The organism is Pseudomonas sp. GM17 (assembly GCF_000282175.2).
Taxonomy (GTDB): Bacteria; Pseudomonadota; Gammaproteobacteria; order Pseudomonadales; family Pseudomonadaceae; genus Aquipseudomonas; species Aquipseudomonas chlororaphis.
The window spans coordinates 4,573,810-4,591,811 of record NZ_CP124732.1; the positions used below are offsets into that span (position 1 = coordinate 4,573,810).

Sequence of the window (18,002 nt, forward strand, 5' to 3'; positions counted from 1 at the left end):
GACACCCGCCATAAAAATCACTGCTCACATAATTGTTGACAACGTTGTCAAAGATACCAACACTGCGATCTTTGACAGCCTTGTCAATCATAGCCGATAGGCGCTGTCCGGTAAGCATGCTTGATGTACTGGTCCACGACTTTCGTTCCGCGCCACGGAAGGAAGTCGGCTTCACCTGCGCAGTCACGCCCGGTAACAGCGGTCGTGGGCGCGAGCGGTTTTCTCTTTTTACGTCAGGAAAAAGGAGTCTTCGAAATGGTTTCGAACAGTCGTATCCAGTATGGCTACATCAACGTCATCGAGCCCTCCGAGCACAAGGGCGAGCTCACCCGCGACAAGGTCGAGCGCTTCACCGAGGGGTTCAGCAAACCGGCCCTGCTGCGCAAACTCGCGCCCATCGGCGAGGAATTCTCGCAACGGGCATTCTTCGATCAGGTCGGCTCGGGGAAAAACCTGCAATGGCGGGTCAAGTCCGGCGACCAGCCGGTGTCGATGCGCGACGAGAACGGCGCCTCGGACTACAACTACGTCACCGGCCGCGTCGGCACCGGGCAGGAATTCCTCGACGACATCTTCACCCACCACCTCGACGTCTACTCGCACCTGGGCACCATTTCCTCGAGCTACAACGACCCCTACGAGTGGGGCAAGGACGCCTTCAACCTGGTCAAGCAGCACGTCTTCAGCAAACCCTGGTTCAACATCGACGCCTGGAAAGTCACCGGCCACATGTTCCTCGGCTACAGCACCCAGGAATACGGCGAGCCGGCCCGCGGCGCGGTGGGCAGCGACTGGCACATTTTCCCGACCCTGAATATTTTCGTGATGATTGCCGGCACCAAGAAGTGGAGCACCCGCCCACCCCAGTTGGGCGACCAGTTCCGCGACTACGACCTGATGTTCGAAACCAGCAGCGGCCGCGAAGCGCCAGGCGGCGACTACGAGGCCGACACCGTCTACGTCGAGCCGGGCGACGTGCTGATCAACCCGCCCTTCGAATGGCACAAGGTGCTCAATGCCCGCGGCCTGAGCATCGGCGCAGCGTTCCGGGTGATCGACATCGACTACCTGGACAAGCTGGAGAACCGCCGCAACCTGGACCTCTCCAAGGTCGCCCATGACAACGGCCACTTTGCTGAGACCGAGGAGCTGGCGCACTTCCTCACCAGCGTCAACTACGCCTCGCGCCACATCAACCGGGCGCAGATGCTGCTCAACGACATCGAGTACGCCTACCTGCGCAAGCGCGGCAACGCCGGCTCGGTGAAGATCGGCCACCGCTAGCCCCTAGGCGCCGCAGCGAGGACCCGCTCATGACGCTTACCGTCAGTCCCGAACAGCGCTGGGCCGGCATTCTGTGCGGCCTCGCCGCGGCCTTGATCTGGGGCGCGTTCCCGGTGGTCACCCGGCTGGGGCTGACCCGCACGCCGCTGGATGCCTACGACATCACCTGCATCCGCTACAGCGTCTCCGGGCTGATCCTGCTGCCGTACCTGCTCCGCCATGGCCGCCGGGGCCTGAGCTGGACAAGCATCGGCCTGATGGTCATCGGCATCGGCGCGCCGTACATGCTGGTGGTGGCCCAGGGGCTGGCCCTGGCCCCGGTGGAGCTGTTCGCGGTGGTGACTCCCGGCAGCATGATCCTGTTGTCGATCCTGATCAGCGCGCGGCTGTTCGGCACCCGCCTCGGCGCCCGGGCGAACGCCGGCACCGCACTGATCATCGGCGGCGTGCTGCTGGCCGGCTGGCACAGTTTCGCCGGGGCCCAGGCCTCGCCCTACGCCTACCTGATGTTCCTGCTCGGCGGCCTGCTGTGGGCGATCTACACCCTGGTGTCGAAATGGTCCGGCAGCGCCGCGCTGCACGCCACGGCGATCGTCTCGGTGTGCTCGATGGTCCTGTACCTGCCGGTCTACCTGGCCAGCCGCGGGCTGCGGATCCTCCAGGCGCCGCTCTGGGATATCGGCATCCAGGTGGTCTACCAGGGCCTGCTGGTGTCGACGGTGGCGTTGTTCTTCTACAGCCGCTCGGTCCAGTTGCTCGGCGCTTCGCTCGGTTCCACCTTCGCCGCGCTGGTGCCGGGCACGGCCATGGTGCTGGCCGCCCTGCTGCTCGGCGAGCGCGCGGACAGCAGCGTCATCGCCGGCTTGCTGGTGGTGACTGCCGGCATGCTCCTGACCCTGCTGCCGCAACGCCCGCGCCCGCTGCCGGGCGCCATCGGCCAGCCGACACCCCGGCCACCAGGACCCACGCCATGAACGACCTGCATGAGCGGACAGCGGCCACTGTCCACAATCAAGGAAAATCCGGTATGAGCAGCGCATCCCTGACCCTCTACGAACTGGCCGGCGCCGACCCGGACCTGCGCTTCAGCCCGCACTGCTGGAAAACCCGCATGGCCCTGGCCCACAAGGGGTTGCAAAGCCAGCGCATCGCCTGGCGTTTCAGCGACAAGACGCGTATCGCCTTCTCCCGACAAGGCGCGGTTCCGGTGCTGGTGGATGGCGACCAGAGCATCAGCGACTCCTGGCGCATCGCCCTGCACCTGGAACAGCGTTACCCCGAGCGCCCGTCCCTGTTCGGTGGCCGCGAGGCCCTCGCGCTGTCGGCTTTCGTCAACCGCTGGGCCGACAGCCTGCTGCTGCCCGCCGTGGCCCGGGTGATCCTGCTGGATGTCTACGCACAACTGGCCGCCGAGGACCGGGCCTATTTCCGCAGCTCCCGCGAAGCGCACTTCGGCACCTCGCTGGAACAGCTGGTGGCCCCCCGGGCCCAGCATCTGGAACAGCTGCGCCAGGTCCTGACCCCGCTTCGCCAGACCCTCAAGGGCCAGCCCTTCCTGGCCGGCGAAGCCCCGGCCTACGCCGACTATTGTGTGTTCGGCATGTTCATGTGGGCGCGCTGCACCAGCAGTGAGGAACTGCTGGGCCCCAACGACGCCCTGCATGCCTGGTGCGAACGCCTGCTGGACGCCTTTGGCGGTCTGGCGCGCGCGGCCACCCTGGCCACCCCCCTCGAGACTGGAGCACGCCATGTCCAATGATCCCGCCCTGCACGACTTCGCCGTCCGTTCCTCGGACAAGATCCGCTACGCCGACACCGACCGCCAGGGCCATGTGAACAACGCGGTGTTCGCCACCTTCCTGGAAACCGGGCGGGTGGAGATCATCTACGACCCGCATGCGCCGCTCGCCGAGCCCGGCAGCGAATTTGTCATCGCGCGCCTGGAGCTCGACCTGCGCGCCGAACTGCGCTGGCCCGGCACGGTGCAGATCGGCACCCGGGTCGCCACCCTCGGCAAAAGCTCGATGACCCTGGAGCAGGCGCTGTTCCAGGACGGGCGCTGCGCGGCCCTGGCCAGCACCGTGATCGTGCAGATCGACGCCCAGAGCCGGCGCTCGAAACCCTTTGGCGAAACGGCGCGGCGCCGCTTGGGCGCCCTGACCACAGCCGCGGAGTCGTTCGCGGAAAAATAGGCGGAGGACGCCATGTCGACGCTCCAGCAACTGTTCTCGGCCCTGCCGTTTTTCCAACTGGCGGTGATCATCGTCGCCAGCCAGCTGTGCGGCGCGCTGCTGGCCCGCTGGGGGCAGTCGCGGGTGATCGGCGAAATCTGCGTGGGCATCCTGCTCGGCCCCTGCCTGCTGCTGGCCCTCGGCGCGCAGTGGCATGCCGCGGTCTTTCCGGCGGCCATCCGCCTGGGCATCGAGACCCTGGGCAATATCGGCCTGGTCCTGCTGATGTTCCAGATCGGCCTGCGCTTCGACAGCAATCACCTGGGCAACCAGAAGATCGGCTTCAGCGCCCTCTCGGTGGCCGCCGGCGGGGTGATCCTGGCCTTCGCCCTCGGGGCCATGGTCGGGCTGCTCTCCCACAGCGCCCTGGCGCCCGCCCAACCCCGGCTCGGCTATGTGCTGTTCTGCGGCATCGCGTTGTCGATCACCGCCCTGCCGGTGCTGGTGCGAATCATCAGCGACCTGGGGCTGGAACACTCGCTGGCCGGAACCTTGGGCATCGCGGCCGCCGCCATCACCGACATCATTGGCTGGGTGCTGCTGACGATCATCGTCGCCCTGTCCAGCAGCGACAGCTCGCTGTTCGGGGTGCTGCGCCAACTGAGCTTCATCGTCCTGTTCCTCGCCCTCGCCCGCTGGGGCCTGCGCCCGCTGCTGCACACCTTGTTTACCCGGCTGCTCGCGAGCCGCAGCGCGGCCCCCGCCGCCGATATGAGCATGGCGCTGATGCTGGCGACCGCCCTGCTGTGTGGCTGGATCACCACCCTGATCGGCCTGCACAGCGCCCTGGGCGGGCTGATCGCCGGCTGGCTGCTGCGCGAGCGGCGCCAGCACTGGCACCGCCATATGGAAGGCTTCGTCAACATCGCTCTGGTGCCCTTCTACTTCGCCGCCACCGGGCTGAAGATGGACCTCGGCGCCCTGGCGCCGCTCGACAGCTGGCTGTGGCTGCTGGCCTTCTTCGCCGCCGCGGTGCTGGGCAAAACCGCCGGCTGCTACCTCGCCGGACGCCTGGCCGGCCTCTCCGTGGAGGTCTCGCGCAGCGTCGCGATATTGATGAACACCCGTGGCCTGATCGAGATCATCGTGCTCTCCGTGGGCCTGGACATGGGGCTGATCTCCCAGAGCGCGTTCTTCCTGCTGTTGATGGTGGCCATCGCCACCACCCTGATGACCACCCCGCTGCTCCGGCGCCTGGCCAGGATCGAGGCCGTTCCATCCACCCTGGCGAAAGGCGGCCTGCAGACTTCCGATCGGTAAGCATCGGCCGACCGGGGAGACCGGGAAAACCCTCCGGCTACACTCGCAGGTTGTGCCTCGCCTGCGCCCGAAAGCCTGGCCGGGTACTGGATATCCCTCGCCAACCACAGGAGGTGCGGCGGCCATGGCCTTCACCGAAATCGACTACGAAACCCAGGGACCGATCAGGATCATCCGCTTCAACCGGCCGCAGAAACGCAATTGCATCGGCCCCACCACTCACCTGGAACTGATCGAGGCCTGGAGCCGTTTTCGCGACGATCCGCACGCCCTCGTGGCCATCATCACCGGCGCCGGCGACCAGGCCTTCTGTGCCGGCGGCGACCTCAAGGCGGCGCTCGACCTGGTGCCCACCACCCCGGACGAGATCGCCGCGCACAATCGCGGCGAGCGCCCCGGGATCATCGGCCCGAGCCGCTGGACGGATATCTATAAACCGGTGATCGCCGCGGTGAATGGCGTGGCCTACGCCGGCGGCCTGGAGTGGGCCTGCTTCGCCGATATGCGCATCGCCGAGGAACACGCCACCTTCGGCGTGACCTGCCGCCGCTGGAACATCGGCCTGGGCGATGGCGGCACCCAGCGCCTGCCACGTATCGTCGGCATGGGCCGGGCGCTGGAGTTGATCCTCACCGGCAAGGTGATCTGCGCCAGCGAGGCGCTGGCTATCGGCCTGGTCAACGAGGTCGTCGCCAAGGGCCGCTCGCTGGAGCGCGCGCTGGAACTGGCGCATCTTCTCTGCACCCTGCCCCAGCCCGCCATGCGCTCGGACAAGGAGGCGGTCATCCGCGGCTACGGCCAGCCCCTGGCCGAGGGCCTGCGCATCGAAGCCGAGTGCTTCAACCGCTCCATCCATGAGCCGGAAACCCAGGAAGGACTGCGCCGCTTCCGCGAGCGCGACCACCCGGACCTGCGCGACGACGCCAGTCAGTGGTGAAAGGCTTGCGTATCCATGATCGGTAGGCCTCCTGGGTGGATGCCTACCTTTCAGACGGGTTCTTGCAACAGGCTATTGAGACATAGCCTTTTTTATGTCTCGGCCTCGGCTCCGCGTGCCCTGGTCACCTCAAAAGAGCCTGTTCCACAGGCGCTTGACCGCACTCGGCTGTTCCGCCCGCTCGCCGGTCGATTGAGGTGCCGAGGGCCGCGGGGAAGGCGGCGCAGCGGACGGGCGCGGCGCTTGGCCACTGCGTTTGCGCTGCTCATGCTGGTCCCGGAGTGCGAGTAGTTCGGGGCTGTCCGGACGGGCCTCCAGGCCATGCTTGATATAGGCCCGCGCCAGGTCTTTATCGCCCTTGGCATACGCGCTTTCGCTCATCTCGGCGTAGAGCAGCGCCACCTGGTTCAACCCGGACAGCGCCTGGGCGTTACTCGGCTCCAGGTCGAGTATCTGCCGGTAATAGAACACCGCGCTGTCATCCTCGGGCTCCAGCAGGTGTTCTTCGGCGATGCGCTGCTCGGCCAGTTGCCGGTAGCCGGCGATCCGCGCCGCGGCTACCCGTTGCAGTCCTTGCCGGGCCTGCGCGCTGGCTTCGTCGAGCTGCAAGGCCTGGTTGAAGAAATACTCGGCATTGTCCTGCGCCGGCTCGAACAGCTGGCCCGTCGCCAGGCGCTGTTCGCCACGTGCCAGCAGCTCGGCGATCTTGATCCGCTGCTGCAGGTACAGGCCAGTGCCGCTGGCAGCGCCGAGCAGCAGCAGGCTGCCGAGCGCCCACAGCGCCAGGCGCCTATTCGGGCTGCGCCGGCGGGCGGGCTCAGGCTCGGCCTCGGCCTGGGGCGGCGCAGGATCGATCAGGGCCGGCACGAAGCGGGTAGATTCCAGCTCCACCTCGCTGGGCTCGTCCGGTTCGTCCGGTTGCTCTGGCTGGTCCAGCTCATCGAGTGCCTGCAGCAGCGCCCGGCAGTCGGCGAAGCGCTGATTGGGGTCCTTCGCCAGCATCCGCTCGAGCAGCGCCTTGTACGGGCTGATGTGCGCCGGCAAGCTCGGCGCCGGCATCTGCACGTGGTTCATCACGGTCTGGGTATAGCTGGCACCGCGGAACGGATTGGTGCCGATGAGCATCTCCAGGAAGATCACGCCCAGGCTGTAGATGTCGGTGCGGATATCCAGCGGCTGGCACTGCGTCTGTTCCGGGCTGCTGTAGGCCGGGCTGCCGACCGCGATGCCGAGCCCGGTGAGCTCGCTGTCCATCTCCAGCGCCTTGGCGATGCCGAAATCGGTGATCACCACCGTGCCGTCGCTGCGGAAGAGGATGTTCGCCGGCTTGATATCACGGTGGATCAGGCCCTGCTCATGCACCACGGCGAGGCCGGTGGCGATCTGCCGGACGATATCCAGGGCACGCGTCGGCTCGAACACCTCGCCCTTGTGCCGGGCCAGGTCGCCGCCGCCGACGAACTCCATGGCCAGGTAGTAGCGGCCATCGGCCAGTCTGTTGATGTCGTGGATGGTGATGATCGTGGGGTGGTGCAACGAGGCGACGATATGCCCCTCGCGGATGAAGCGCTTGCTGAACGCCTCGTCATTGGCGTTGAGCAGTACCTTCACCGCCACCTTGCGGTGCAGCGACTCCTGGGTTGCCAGGTAGACTTCGGCCATCCCGCCTTGGCCAAGCCGGCTATGCACGCTGTAGCCGGGTATCTCGGGTAATCGTTCGTCCATGAAAGAATCCGTGCGCAGCCACTGATTGGGGGATCGCCGATACTGTCGGGCCGAATGTCACCCGTCGGATCAGGTCTCTAATCAATTAAGAGCGGGGAACTTTTCCGATAGTTCCCGGCTCGCCGTCTACCGCCGTCCTGGCATTTCGCGCTGCTCCTGGCTGGGGAAGATCCTTCTGGCGGTGAGCAATGCCACAAGTTTAGCGGAGCAGGCGCCGACGCCAACCCCCGGGCGCCGGGTCGAGTGCGCAATGCCGGCATATGAGCCTATCCTGGGGCGCCGCAAGCGACCGCCGGCGGTCGTTCAGCAGCGCTTCGTCGCCCAACGGAGGTGAGCCACATGTCACGAATGGTTTCGCTCCTGGCATTGCTCGGCGCCTTGTACCTGGCGCTCTGCGTCGCGGCGTGGGCGTTGCAGCGTTCGCTCATCTACTTCCCCCAGCCCCGCGCCATCGCCAGCCCCGCCACGCTGCTCAGGCTGCCGGTCGCCGACGCAGAGGTGCTGGTTTCCGTGAGGCCCCACGACGGCCCGAAGGCGTTGCTCTACTTCGGCGGCAACGCCGAGGACGTGTCCCTCAACCTGCCGGAATTTACCCGGGCCTTTCCCGAGCATGCACTCTATCTGCTGCACTACCGAGGCTATGGCGGCAGTTCCGGATCGCCCTCCGAGGCGGCCATCGCGCGCGATGCCATGGCCTTGTTCGACAAGGTGCAAGCCGCCCACCCGCATATCGTGGTGGTCGGGCGCAGCCTCGGCGCGGCTGTCGCCGTGCGCCTGGCCAGCCAGCGTCCGGCATCGCGCCTGGTGCTGATCACGCCGTTCCACAGCCTGCAGGAGTTCGCCGCCAGCCGGTTTCCCTATCTTCCGGTGAGGTGGCTGCTGCGGGACAAGTTCGAATCCTGGAAATACGCACCGCGCATCGCCGTGCCGACTTTACTGATCGCCGCCGAACACGACGAAGTCATCCCGCGTTCGAGCACCGAGACGCTCTATGCGCATTTCGCCCCCGGCGTGGCCAGGCTCGAGGTCGTCCCGGGCGCGGGGCACAATTCGATAGACGCGAGCCCGCGGTTCCTGGAACTGCTCCGCAGCGGGCTGTGAGCGCGCCGGCCTTCCGGCAAGGCGCCGGCTCAGGACCGCTCCTCGTCCAGCGCCTTGTCCGACGCGATCGGCGGCTCGATGCCCCAGTCGCCGTGCAGGTACCAGTCGTCGCCGAGCATCTCGGCCGGGTGCATGGTGCGGTCCGCGCCATTGCCGCAGACCAGGGCATTGGCCGCGCAGTAGCGGTCGCAGCCCCAGCAGATGCGTTCGGGGTGCTTGGGGCTGATGGGAAAGTGCTTGGCCATGGCGTTCCCCGGGTGCGGGTGCAGGTGAGAGTGGGAATGGCTCCCAGGCTACGACGCCCACAGGGAAAGGCCCTTGATCGGGGTCAAGAATGACAGGCCCGGGGCGCCCGTCTTGGCACCCCGGGCCACCTGTTACGCCGTGACCGCCGGCGCGTAGCGCACCGCCAGCTTGCGCAAGGCGACGTAGAACACCGGGGTCAGGAACAGGCCGAACAGGGTCACCCCGAGCATGCCGGAGAACACCGCGACCCCGGTGGCGCGGCGAATCTCGCTGCCCGCGCCGCTGCCGATGAGCAAGGGCACGGAGCCGGCGATAAACGCCACCGAGGTCATGACGATCGGCCGCAGGCGCAAGCGGCAGGCCTCCAGCGCCGCCTCGATGATGCCCTTGCCCTGCAGCTCCAGCTCCCGGGCGAACTCGACGATCAGGATCGCGTTCTTGCAGGCCAGGCCCATCAACACCACCAGCCCCACCTGGACGAAAACGTTGTTGTCGCCGCCGCTGAGCCACACCCCCGACAAGGCCGCGAGCATGCACACCGGCACGATCAGGATCACCGCCAGGGGCAGCGTCCAGCTCTCGTACAGGGCGGCGAGGACCAGGAACACCAGCATCACCGCCAGCGGGAACACCACCGCCGCGGCATGGCTTTGGGTGACCTGCTGGTAGCTCAGGTCGGTCCATTCCAGGGTGATGCCGCGGGGCAATACCCGGGCAGCGATCTCTTCCAGCTTGGCGATCACCTGGCCCGACGACAGCTGCTTGGGATCGGAGTCGCCGATCAGGTCGGCCGCCGGGTAGCCGTTGTAGCGCACCACCGGGTCGGGGCCATAGCTGGGCGTCACGGTGATCATCGCACCGAGCGGCACCATCTCGCCCCGGTCGTTGCGCACCCGCAGGCTGGTGATGTCCTCGGCGGTCTGCCGATAGGAACTGTCGGCCTGGGCCATGACCCGGTAGACCCGGCCGAACAGGTTGAAGTCATTGACATAGACCGAGCCCAGGTAGGTCTGCAAGGTATTGAACACATCGCTCAACGACACCCCTTGCGCCTTGACCTTGACCCGGTCCACCTGCACTTCCAGCTGCGGGATGTTGGCCTGGTAGGAGCTGACCGGGTAAGTCATGCCCGGGGTCTGCGCCACCGCGGCCTGGAAGGCGCTCAAGGCATTCTGCAAGGCGCCGTAACCCAGGCCCGCGCGGTCTTCCAGGTACAGCGAATAGCCCGAACCGTTGCCCAGCCCCTGGATCGGCGGCGGCAACAGCGCATAGGCAAAACCTTCGTGGACCTGGGACAGCTTGGCGTTGAGTTCGGCATTGATCTCCACCGCGCCGCGCTGACGCTGGTCGAACGGCTTGAGGATCACGTAGGCGGCCATGACGTTCGGCGTGTTGACCGATTGCAAGGCATTCAAGCCGCTGAAGGCCGGCACGGTCTCCACGCCCTCTACCGAGAGTGCCGTCTCGATCAGCTCGCTGGTCACCGCATCGGTGCGGGCCAGGGACGCGCCTTCCGGCAGCTTGGCGCCGGCGAACAGGTAGAGTTTGTCCTGGGTCGGGATAAACCCGCCCGGCACCAGGTTGAACAGCCAGGCCGTGCCGATCAGCAGCAAGGCGTAGAGGAAGAACACCGAGCCGCGCCGCCCCAGGGAGTAGGACACCAGGCCGTGATAACCGTCGGAGCGGCGTTTGAACATCCGATTGAAGGCGCGGAAAAAGCCCCCGAACACCTTCTGGATGCCCCGCTCCAGCCAGTCCTGCGGCGCGCCGTGGGGCCTGAACAGCTTGGCCGCCAGGGCCGGCGACAGGGTCAGGGAATTGATCGCCGAGATCACCGTGGAAATCGCGATGGTCACCGCGAACTGCTTGTAGAACTGGCCGGTGACGCCGGAGAGAAAGGCCATGGGAATGAACACCGCGCACAGCACCAGGGCGATGGCGATGATCGGCCCGGACACCTCTTTCATCGCCCGGTGCGCGGCCTCCCGCGGGTCATAGCCCTTCTCGATGAAGCGCTCGACGTTTTCCACCACCACAATCGCATCGTCGACCACGATGCCGATGGCCAGCACCAGCCCGAACAGGGTCAGGGTGTTGATCGAATACCCCAGCAAATACAGCCAGGCGAAGGTGCCGATCACCGACACCGGCACCGCGATCAGCGGGATGATCGAGGCGCGCCAGGTCTGCAGGAACAGGATCACCACCAGCACCACCAGCACCACCGCTTCCATCAGGGTGTGCTGCACCGCGCTGATGGATTCCCGGACGAACACCGTCGGGTCCCACACCGCCTTGTAGGCCACGCCTTCGGGGAAACGCTGGGACAACTCGTCAAGCTTGCCGTAGACCGCCTCGGCGACCTGCAAGGCGTTGGCCCCCGGCGAGAGGAAAATCCCCACCGTCGCCTGGTTGCGGTCGTCCAGGCGCGCGCGCAGGGTGTAGTCGCCCGCGCCGAGCTCGACCCGCGCCACGTCCGACAGCTTCACCAACTGCCCGTCCGCCCCGCTCTTGAGGACGATATCGGCAAACTCCTGCTCGCTGCGCAAGCGCCCGCGCACGCTGATCGACACCAGGAAGTCGGCGCCCTGGGGCGAAGGCTCGGCGCCCAGCTGGCCGGCCGAGACCTGCACGTTCTGCTCGCGGATCGCGTTCACCACGTCGGCCGCGGTCAGTCCCCGGGCCGACAGGCTGTTGGGGTCCATCCAGATGCGCATCGCGTAGTCGCCCGAACCGTAGACCCCGACATCGCCGATCCCGGACAACCGCGACAGCTCGTCCTTGACGTGCAAGGTCAGGTAATTGCGCAGGTACAGCGAGTCGTAGCTGTTGTCCGGGGACAGCAGGCTGACGTACATCAGCGGCGTCGGCGATTGCTTCTGGGTGGTCACGCCATACTGCCGCACCTCTTCCGGCAGCCGCGACAACGCCTGGCTCACGCGGTTCTGCACGCGCACCGCGGCGGTGTCCGGATCGACGCCGGGGACAAACGTGATACTCAGCGCCAGGCTACCGTTGGAGCCGGTGACCGACTTCATGTACATGATCCCTTCGACGCCGTTGATCGCCTCTTCCAGGGGCACCGCGACCGACTCAGCGATCTCCTTGGGGTTCGCCCCCGGATAGGTGGCGCGCACCACCACGCTGGTCGGCACCACCTCGGGGTATTCCCCCGACGGCAGCACCGGGATGGCAATCAGGCCGAGGGCGAAAATGATGATCGACAGCACGATGGCGAAGATCGGTCGGTCGATGAAAAACTTGGAAAAATCCATGGCCGCTCTTCCTTATTTCGCCAAGGGTGTCTGGGGCGCGGCGGTTGAGGCCTGCTGCGTCGGCGCGGCGATTTCCTTGGGTTCCACCGCCATGCCCGGGTAGAAGATCTTCTGCGCCCCGTTCAGCACCACCCGATCACCGGCGGCCAGCCCGGCGCTGATCACCCGCAGGCCATCAAGCTGGCGGCCCAGGGTCACGTCCTTGCGCAGGGCCTGGTTTTGCGGGCCGATGACGTACACGTATTTGCGGTCCTGGTCGGTTTGCACCGCGCGGTCGTCGATCAGCACCGCCCGGGTCTCGCTGCCGCCTTCGAGACGCACCCGGGCGAACAGGCCCGCGGTCAGCCGGCGGTCGGGGTTGGGCAGCACCGCGCGCACACGGATGGTGCCGGTGGCCGGGTCGACCTGGTTATCCAGGAAGTCCACGGTGCCGGTCAGGGGGAAGGTCCCGACATCGTTGGCCAGGCCGACCCGCACGGTATTGCTCACCCCCGGGCGCTGGCCCTTGCCCAGCAGCTCGGTGTAGCGCAGCAGGCTCTGCTCATCGGCGTCGAAATAGACGTACATCGGGTCCTGGGAAACGATGCTGGTCAGCACGCTCTGGTCGGCCTGGGCCAGGTTACCGAGGGTCAGCATGGCCCGGCCGACACGCCCGGAAAACGGCGCGCGGACCTGGGTGAAGTCGAGGTTGAGCTGGGCCGTGGCCACCTCGGCGACGGCCGCGTTCACATCCGCCACGCCCTGGGCCAGGGAGGCGCTGCGAATGTCGCCCTCCTCCCGCGACAGCGCCGACTGCTTGACCAGGGCCTGGCCGCGGCGGTCCTGCTCGGTGGCCAGACGCACCGTGGCGCGGGCCCGGGCCAGCCGGGCCTGGGCGCTGGCCAGCGCCTCGCGGTAAGGGCGCGGATCGATGACGAACAGGGTCTGGCCCTTTTCCACCTCGTCGCCCTCGCGAAACGCCACCCGGTCGACATAACCGCTGACCCGTGGCCGCAGGTCGACCGCGTCGATCGCGCTGATACGGCCATTGAACAGGTCCCACTCACGCACCGCCTGCACGCTCACGGTCGTCACCTCGACCACCGGCGCCGCGGCGGCGACCGGCTCGCCCTTTTCGTTACAGCCGCCCAGCGCCAAGAGGAGGCACAACGCGCCCAATCGATGGGTTGAAGAACAGCCTCGACCGACTACTCGGCGAATTCGATTCATGAACGTGGACTCCCGCTGCACCAGAGGTATTGATTTATAGGCAGACGGAATATAAAAGTTAAAGTTAACTTTAAGTAAAGCCCCTTCGGAGGCCCCATGAAAAAGCCCAGCGAACCGCTGCTGACCATCACCGAAGTGGCCCGACGCAGTGGCGTCATGGCTTCGGCACTGCGTTTCTACGAGACCCGCGGGTTGCTCCACTCGATCCGCGTGGGCAGCGGCCACCGCCGCTACCCGCGCTCGATCCTCAGGCGGGTCGCCTATATCGTGTTCGCCCAGCGCATCGGTTTCTCGCTGGATGAAATCATCCAGCAACTGACCGGCCTGCCCATCAACACCGCCCCGGCGGGCGCGGACTGGCGGCGCCTGACCGCCACCTGGAAAACCCGGGTGCAGCAACGCATCGCCGAACTCGAACGGCTGAACATGAGCCTGGAGGAATGCATAGGTTGCGGCTGCATGTCGATGGAACACTGCCAGCTCAACAACCCCGAGGACATCTACTCGCGCAACGGCTGCGGCGCCCGGCGCTGGCTGGGGGACCAGAAAATCGCGATCCCCGGCGAGCCGCAGGCCGATTGATCGTGGGGGTCGCCTGCCCTCCCCGGCGGCGACCGTTCGATCCGCGCCAGCGCCTCAGCCGCGCAGCACGAACACCGGGAACATCTCGCGCAGGTGCTGCCACAGGTCCGGCACCAGCACCTGTTGCGGCGTGCTCGGCAATTGCGGGTCGAGCATGCGCGCGGTGCGCACCATCTGCACCGCGAAGCGCCTGACCCCCAGGGCTTGCAGGCGCTGGCCGAGGAGCAGCAGGCGGGCCGGCTGCAACAGGTGCCAGTGCACGGTGGTGCGGCATTCGTAGTCGACGCCGCTGGCCAGCAGCAGCTCCAGGCTGCGCCAGTTGGCCTTGCCGCTGCCCGGCACGCCGGTAATCATCGGGCCGTCTTCGGCCAGGGCCTTGACGTCGAAGCCGACCCAGTCGGCGCCGGCCACCGCCCGGGCAAAGGCCGCCGGCTTGATGCCGGCGCTGTGCAGGCCGATGCGGAAACCCATGGCCCGTACTTCATCCATCGCCGCCGGCAAACCGTCCTGCAGGGTCGGCTCGCCGCCACTGAACACCACCGCGTCCAGCAGGTCCTGGCGGCGTTGCAGGAAACTCAGGACCCGGCACCAGTCCAGCTCCTCGCTGCCGCGCGGCGGGATCAGTTGCGGGTTGTGGCAGTAGCGGCAACGCCAGGCGCAGCCCTGGCAGAACAGCACGCAGGCGAGCAGCCCCGGGTAGTCGAGAGTGGTCAGGGGCACCATGCCCCCGACCCGCATCTTTCGGCTCATTGGCAACCGGCCGCGGTGACCTGTTCGGTGAAGTGCACGCGCTCGCGGTGCTCGGACTGTTTACCCGGGTTGAAGGCCGAGACCGGGCGGTGATAACCCATCACCCGGGTCCAGACTTCGCAGCGCTGGCGTTGCGCCTGGGGCAATGTGGATTGTGCGTTCATGGTGGAACTCCTTGCGGTTGGGGGAAGACAGGTCAGTGCGCGGTGGCCATGCCCGTGGCCTGGGCCTGCAGCAGGGCTTCGTCGCACTTGGGGCAGAACTCGTGCTCGCCGTCGAGGTAGCCGTGCACCGGGCAGATGGAAAAGGTCGGGGTCACCGTCAGGTACGGCAGGCGGAAGCGCCCCAGGGCCTTGCGCACCAGCTGCTTGCAGGCCGCGGTCGAGGAAATCCGCTCGGCCATGTACAGGTGCAGCACGGTGCCGCCGGTGTATTTGCATTGCAGTTCGTCCTGCAGCTCCAGGGCCTCGAACGGATCGTCGGTATGGCCCACCGGCAACTGCGAGGAGTTGGTGTAGTACGGCGCCTCGCGGCTGCCGGCCTGGAGAATGCCGGGGTAACGCTTGAGGTCTTCCTTGGCGAAGCGGTAGGTGGTGCCTTCGGCCGGGGTCGCCTCGAGGTTGTAGAGATGGCCGGTTTCCTCCTGGAAGCGCACCAGGGTCGCGCGCACATGGTCCAGCAGCCTGAGGGCGAACTGGCGCCCCTGTTCGGTGTGCATGCCCTGCTCGTCGCCGCTGAAGTTGCGCAGCATTTCGTGCAGGCCATTGAGGCCGATGGTCGAGAAGTGATTGCGCAGCGTGCCCAGGTAACGCTGGGTGTAGGGATACAGGCCGGCGTCCATATGGTGCTGGATCACCTTGCGCTTGACCTCCAGGCTCTCCATCGCCAGTTCCATCAGCGCGTCCAGGCGTTGCAGCAGGCCGCTGGTATTGCCCTTGAACACATGGCCCAGGCGCGCGCAGTTGAGCGTCACCACGCCGAGCGAGCCGGTCTGCTCCGCCGAGCCGAACAGGCCGCCGCCGCGCTTGAGCAGCTCGCGCACGTCCAGTTGCAGGCGGCAGCACATGGAGCGCACCTGGTTGGGCTGCATGTCCGAATTGAGGAAGTTCTGGAAGTACGGCAGCCCGTAGCGGGCGGTCATCTCGAACAGGCGGTCGGCGTTCTCGCTGTCCCAGGGAAAATCATGGGTGATGTTGTAGGTCGGGATCGGAAAGGTGAACACCCGGCCCTTGGCGTCGCCGGCCTGCATCACTTCGATATAGGCGCGGTTGAGCAGGTCCATTTCCGCTTGCAGCTCGCCGTAGGCAAAGGGCATTTCCTCGCCGCCGATCACCGGGACCTGCTCGCGCAGATCCTCCGGGCAGACCCAGTCGAAGGTCAGGTTGGTAAAGGGCGTCTGGGTACCCCAGCGCGACGGCACGTTGAGGTTGTAGATGAACTCCTGGATCGCCTGGCGCACCTGCGGGTAGTTCAGGCGGTCCTTGCGCACATAGGGCGCCAGATAAGTGTCGAAGGAACTGAAGGCCTGGGCCCCGGCCCATTCGTTCTGCAGGGTGCCGAGGAAATTCACCATCTGCCCCAGGGCGCTGCTCAGGTGCTTGGGCGGCCCGGCCTCGACCCGCCCCGGCACGCCATTGAGGCCTTCATGCAACAGCGTGCGCAGGGACCAGCCGGCACAGTAGCCGGCGAGCATGTCGAGGTCGTGGATATGCAGGTCGGCCTCGCGGTGGGCGCGGCCGATGGCTTCACTGTAGACCTCATCCAGCCAGTAGTTGGCGGTGACCTTGCCGGACACGTTGAGCACCAGCCCGCCCAGGGAATAACCCTGGTTGGCGTTGGCCTGCACCCGCCAGTCCTCGCGGTCGAGGTACTCGTTCATCGAGGCCGCCACTTCGACCAGGGTCTTGCGGTCGCGACGCAGGCGCCCGTGCTGTTCGCGGTAGACGATGTAGGCGCGCATGGCCAAGAAGAATCCGGCGTCCATCAGCACCCGCTCGACCCGGTCCTGGATCTGCTCCACATGCAGCCGCGCATGCCCCTCAAGGTGGGCCAGCACCGCCTTGAGCAAGCCCTCGGCCTCGACTTCGGCGTACTCGCCGCTGGCCTTGCCGGCGGCGATCAACGCCTGGCGGATCTTGTCCGCATCGAAGGCAACCCGGCTGCCATCGCGTTTGTGCAGGCGGTTGTTGCCCCCCCTGATCAGCGTGCTGTGCATTTGACCTCCGCATACTACATATAGATGTTTTTAATTCTTAAAACACAAGATGCAGTGAGATTACGGAGTGGCGGTTGGGTTGCCATTGATCGTGATCAAGTATTTTTTGGTTTGTGTACATATCCATTTTTTTGGTAACGGCGACTTAGGGTTCCGCCCTTACGGCGGCTCACTTTTGAAGAGCGCAAAAGTAAGCAAAACGCTCTTGCCCCACCACTCGGTGCCTCGCTAAGGCTCGGCATGCCCGAACGAAGGCATTGATCCGTGGGCCGCCGCCACAGGCCATCCATGGCCTGGGGCGGCTAACCCGGCATCCCTGCCGGGTTACCCACGGCTCAATGCCTGCGTTCGGCCATCGTGGTTAACGGGGCTTTCAGATCAAAAGCAAAAGCAAGACGGCGGCCTGCCGGCCGGCCTGGGGGTGGGTGTGCTTCCTGTAGCCGCTGCCGAGTGCAGCGAGGCTGCGATCGAGGCCGAAGGACTCGCCAGGCGGGCACCGCGTTTCCCCAGATCCTGCGAGGCGTCAGGTTTAGCGGCCCTGCGGGCCGATCGCAGCCTCGCTACGCTCGGCAGCGGCTACACAAAGCCATGTCCGGCAGAAGAACCGTAGCGTGGCGATGGCCTGTGGCGGCGTGCCCCCGGAGCAATACCTGCGTTCGACCAGCGCAGTTAACGGGGTGCTCAGATCAAAAGCAGGACGGCGGCCTGCCGACCGGCCTGAGAACGCATTCCCTGTAGCCGCTGCCGAGCGCAGCGAGGCTGCGATCGAGGCCGAAGGACTCGCCAGGCGGGCACCGCGTTTCCCCAGATCCTGCGAGGCGTCAGGTTTAGCGGCCCTGCGGGCCGATCGCAGCCTCGCTACGCTCGGCAGCGGCTACACAAAGCGTGTCCGGCAGAAGAGCTGTAGCGTAGCGATGGCCTGTGGCGGCGTGCCCCCGGAGCAATGCCTGTGTTCGGCCAGCGCGGTTAACGGGGTGCTCAGATCAAAAGCAGGACGGCGGCCTGCCGGCCTGAGAACGCATTCCCTGTAGCCGCTGCCGAGCGCAGCGAGGCTGCGATCGAGGCCGAAGGACTCGTCAGGCGGGCACCGCGTATCCCCAGACCCTGCGAGGCGTCAGGTTTAGCGGCCCTGCGGGCCGATCGCAGCCTCGCTGCGCTCGGCAGCGGCTACACAAAGCATGTCCGGC

Annotated in this window: 15 protein-coding genes; 8 read left to right on the forward strand and 7 right to left on the reverse strand. The window is 66.3% G+C overall.

The genetic code is table 11. From position 1 onward, the window contains the following. Nucleotides 1-255: 255 nt before the first annotated feature. The 6 genes from PMI20_RS20520 to PMI20_RS20545 all read left to right on the forward strand — a co-directional run bounded on the left by PMI20_RS20520 (nucleotide 256) and on the right by PMI20_RS20545 (nucleotide 5,712). Entirely contained in the window at nucleotides 256-1,284 is a 1,029-nt protein-coding gene (locus tag PMI20_RS20520; protein ID WP_007923607.1) for a cupin domain-containing protein, read from the forward strand. Nucleotides 1,285-1,313: 29 nt separating this feature from the next. Next, nucleotides 1,314-2,258, forward strand: a complete 945-nt coding sequence (locus tag PMI20_RS20525; RefSeq protein ID WP_007923606.1) for a DMT family transporter — start codon at nucleotides 1,314-1,316, stop codon at nucleotides 2,256-2,258. Continuing rightward, the gene (locus PMI20_RS20530; protein ID WP_007923605.1) at nucleotides 2,255-3,043 is read left to right on the forward strand and encodes a glutathione S-transferase family protein; all 789 of its coding nucleotides are present in this window, start codon (nucleotides 2,255-2,257) and stop codon (nucleotides 3,041-3,043) included. The genes PMI20_RS20525 and PMI20_RS20530 overlap by 4 nt, the downstream gene beginning before the upstream one ends. Next, a complete protein-coding gene (locus PMI20_RS20535) occupies nucleotides 3,033-3,476 on the forward strand; it encodes an acyl-CoA thioesterase (RefSeq protein ID WP_007923604.1) in 444 nt (147 codons plus the stop codon). Before PMI20_RS20530 ends, PMI20_RS20535 begins: the two co-directional genes overlap by 11 nt. 12 nt (nucleotides 3,477-3,488) lie before the next feature. Then, nucleotides 3,489-4,775: a cation:proton antiporter gene (locus tag PMI20_RS20540; protein WP_007923603.1), complete on the forward strand. Its 1,287-nt coding sequence runs from the start codon at nucleotides 3,489-3,491 to the stop codon at nucleotides 4,773-4,775. A gap of 124 nt (nucleotides 4,776-4,899) precedes the next feature. After that, nucleotides 4,900-5,712, forward strand: a complete 813-nt coding sequence (locus tag PMI20_RS20545; protein WP_007923602.1) for an enoyl-CoA hydratase/isomerase family protein — start codon at nucleotides 4,900-4,902, stop codon at nucleotides 5,710-5,712. Nucleotides 5,713-5,841: 129 nt separating this feature from the next. Here PMI20_RS20545 and PMI20_RS20550 read toward each other — a convergent pair whose 3' ends face one another. Continuing rightward, nucleotides 5,842-7,437 (reverse strand): serine/threonine-protein kinase, encoded by a 1,596-nt coding sequence (locus PMI20_RS20550; protein WP_007923601.1) that lies wholly within the window; start codon nucleotides 7,435-7,437, stop codon nucleotides 5,842-5,844. A gap of 339 nt (nucleotides 7,438-7,776) precedes the next feature. On the opposite strand from PMI20_RS20550, the gene PMI20_RS20555 reads away from it, so the two are divergent. Beyond that, complete coding sequence (locus PMI20_RS20555) at nucleotides 7,777-8,538, forward strand: alpha/beta hydrolase (protein WP_007923600.1); 762 nt, start codon at nucleotides 7,777-7,779, stop codon at nucleotides 8,536-8,538. Nucleotides 8,539-8,567: 29 nt separating this feature from the next. On the opposite strand, the gene PMI20_RS20560 is transcribed toward PMI20_RS20555, so the two are convergent. The 3 genes from PMI20_RS20560 to PMI20_RS20570 form a co-directional block, all read right to left on the reverse strand. Further along, nucleotides 8,568-8,783, reverse strand: coding sequence for a DUF3079 domain-containing protein (locus tag PMI20_RS20560; RefSeq protein ID WP_007923599.1), 216 nt, complete (start codon nucleotides 8,781-8,783; stop codon nucleotides 8,568-8,570). A 132-nt stretch (nucleotides 8,784-8,915) separates the two neighbouring features. Then, nucleotides 8,916-12,059, reverse strand: coding sequence for an efflux RND transporter permease subunit (locus PMI20_RS20565; protein WP_007923598.1), 3,144 nt, complete (start codon nucleotides 12,057-12,059; stop codon nucleotides 8,916-8,918). Nucleotides 12,060-12,071: 12 nt separating this feature from the next. Continuing rightward, complete coding sequence (locus tag PMI20_RS20570; RefSeq protein WP_007923597.1) at nucleotides 12,072-13,268, reverse strand: efflux RND transporter periplasmic adaptor subunit; 1,197 nt, start codon at nucleotides 13,266-13,268, stop codon at nucleotides 12,072-12,074. Between the two features lie 96 nt (nucleotides 13,269-13,364). Here PMI20_RS20570 and soxR point away from each other — a divergent pair, with 96 nt between their 5' ends. Then, a complete protein-coding gene (gene soxR / locus PMI20_RS20575) occupies nucleotides 13,365-13,850 on the forward strand; it encodes a redox-sensitive transcriptional activator SoxR (RefSeq protein WP_007923596.1) in 486 nt (161 codons plus the stop codon). Between the two features lie 54 nt (nucleotides 13,851-13,904). Here the strand turns inward: soxR and PMI20_RS20580 are convergent, their stop codons facing one another. From PMI20_RS20580 to PMI20_RS20590, 3 genes are read right to left on the reverse strand one after another with little or no spacing between them, the layout of a single operon-like run. Beyond that, complete coding sequence (locus tag PMI20_RS20580) at nucleotides 13,905-14,600, reverse strand: anaerobic ribonucleoside-triphosphate reductase activating protein (protein ID WP_178081074.1); 696 nt, start codon at nucleotides 14,598-14,600, stop codon at nucleotides 13,905-13,907. Further along, entirely contained in the window at nucleotides 14,597-14,764 is a 168-nt protein-coding gene (gene nrdD, locus PMI20_RS20585) for an anaerobic ribonucleoside-triphosphate reductase (RefSeq protein ID WP_007920480.1), read from the reverse strand. The genes PMI20_RS20580 and nrdD overlap by 4 nt, the downstream gene beginning before the upstream one ends. Nucleotides 14,765-14,796: 32 nt before the next feature. Next, nucleotides 14,797-16,815 carry a ribonucleoside triphosphate reductase gene (locus tag PMI20_RS20590; RefSeq protein WP_007920482.1) on the reverse strand — a complete coding sequence of 673 codons (2,019 nt, stop codon included), beginning with the start codon at nucleotides 16,813-16,815 and terminating at the stop codon, nucleotides 14,797-14,799. Nucleotides 16,816-18,002 lie beyond the last annotated feature (1,187 nt).

Bases quoted from the DNA above. Each gene is read 5' to 3' on its own strand.
- PMI20_RS20520 (WP_007923607.1), top strand. From the start codon at position 256: ATGGTTTCGAACAGTCGTATCCAGTATGGCTACATCAACGTCATCGAG.
- PMI20_RS20525 (WP_007923606.1), top strand. From the start codon at position 1,314: ATGACGCTTACCGTCAGTCCCGAACAGCGCTGGGCCGGCATTCTGTGC.
- PMI20_RS20530 (WP_007923605.1), top strand. From the start codon at position 2,255: ATGAACGACCTGCATGAGCGGACAGCGGCCACTGTCCACAATCAAGGA.
- PMI20_RS20535 (WP_007923604.1), top strand. From the start codon at position 3,033: ATGTCCAATGATCCCGCCCTGCACGACTTCGCCGTCCGTTCCTCGGAC.
- PMI20_RS20540 (WP_007923603.1), top strand. From the start codon at position 3,489: ATGTCGACGCTCCAGCAACTGTTCTCGGCCCTGCCGTTTTTCCAACTG.
- PMI20_RS20545 (WP_007923602.1), top strand. From the start codon at position 4,900: ATGGCCTTCACCGAAATCGACTACGAAACCCAGGGACCGATCAGGATC.
- PMI20_RS20550 (WP_007923601.1), bottom strand. From the start codon at position 7,437: ATGGACGAACGATTACCCGAGATACCCGGCTACAGCGTGCATAGCCGG.
- PMI20_RS20555 (WP_007923600.1), top strand. From the start codon at position 7,777: ATGTCACGAATGGTTTCGCTCCTGGCATTGCTCGGCGCCTTGTACCTG.
- PMI20_RS20560 (WP_007923599.1), bottom strand. From the start codon at position 8,783: ATGGCCAAGCACTTTCCCATCAGCCCCAAGCACCCCGAACGCATCTGC.
- PMI20_RS20565 (WP_007923598.1), bottom strand. From the start codon at position 12,059: ATGGATTTTTCCAAGTTTTTCATCGACCGACCGATCTTCGCCATCGTG.
- PMI20_RS20570 (WP_007923597.1), bottom strand. From the start codon at position 13,268: ATGAATCGAATTCGCCGAGTAGTCGGTCGAGGCTGTTCTTCAACCCAT.
- soxR (WP_007923596.1), top strand. From the start codon at position 13,365: ATGAAAAAGCCCAGCGAACCGCTGCTGACCATCACCGAAGTGGCCCGA.
- PMI20_RS20580 (WP_178081074.1), bottom strand. From the start codon at position 14,600: ATGAGCCGAAAGATGCGGGTCGGGGGCATGGTGCCCCTGACCACTCTC.
- nrdD (WP_007920480.1), bottom strand. From the start codon at position 14,764: ATGAACGCACAATCCACATTGCCCCAGGCGCAACGCCAGCGCTGCGAA.
- PMI20_RS20590 (WP_007920482.1), bottom strand. From the start codon at position 16,815: ATGCACAGCACGCTGATCAGGGGGGGCAACAACCGCCTGCACAAACGC.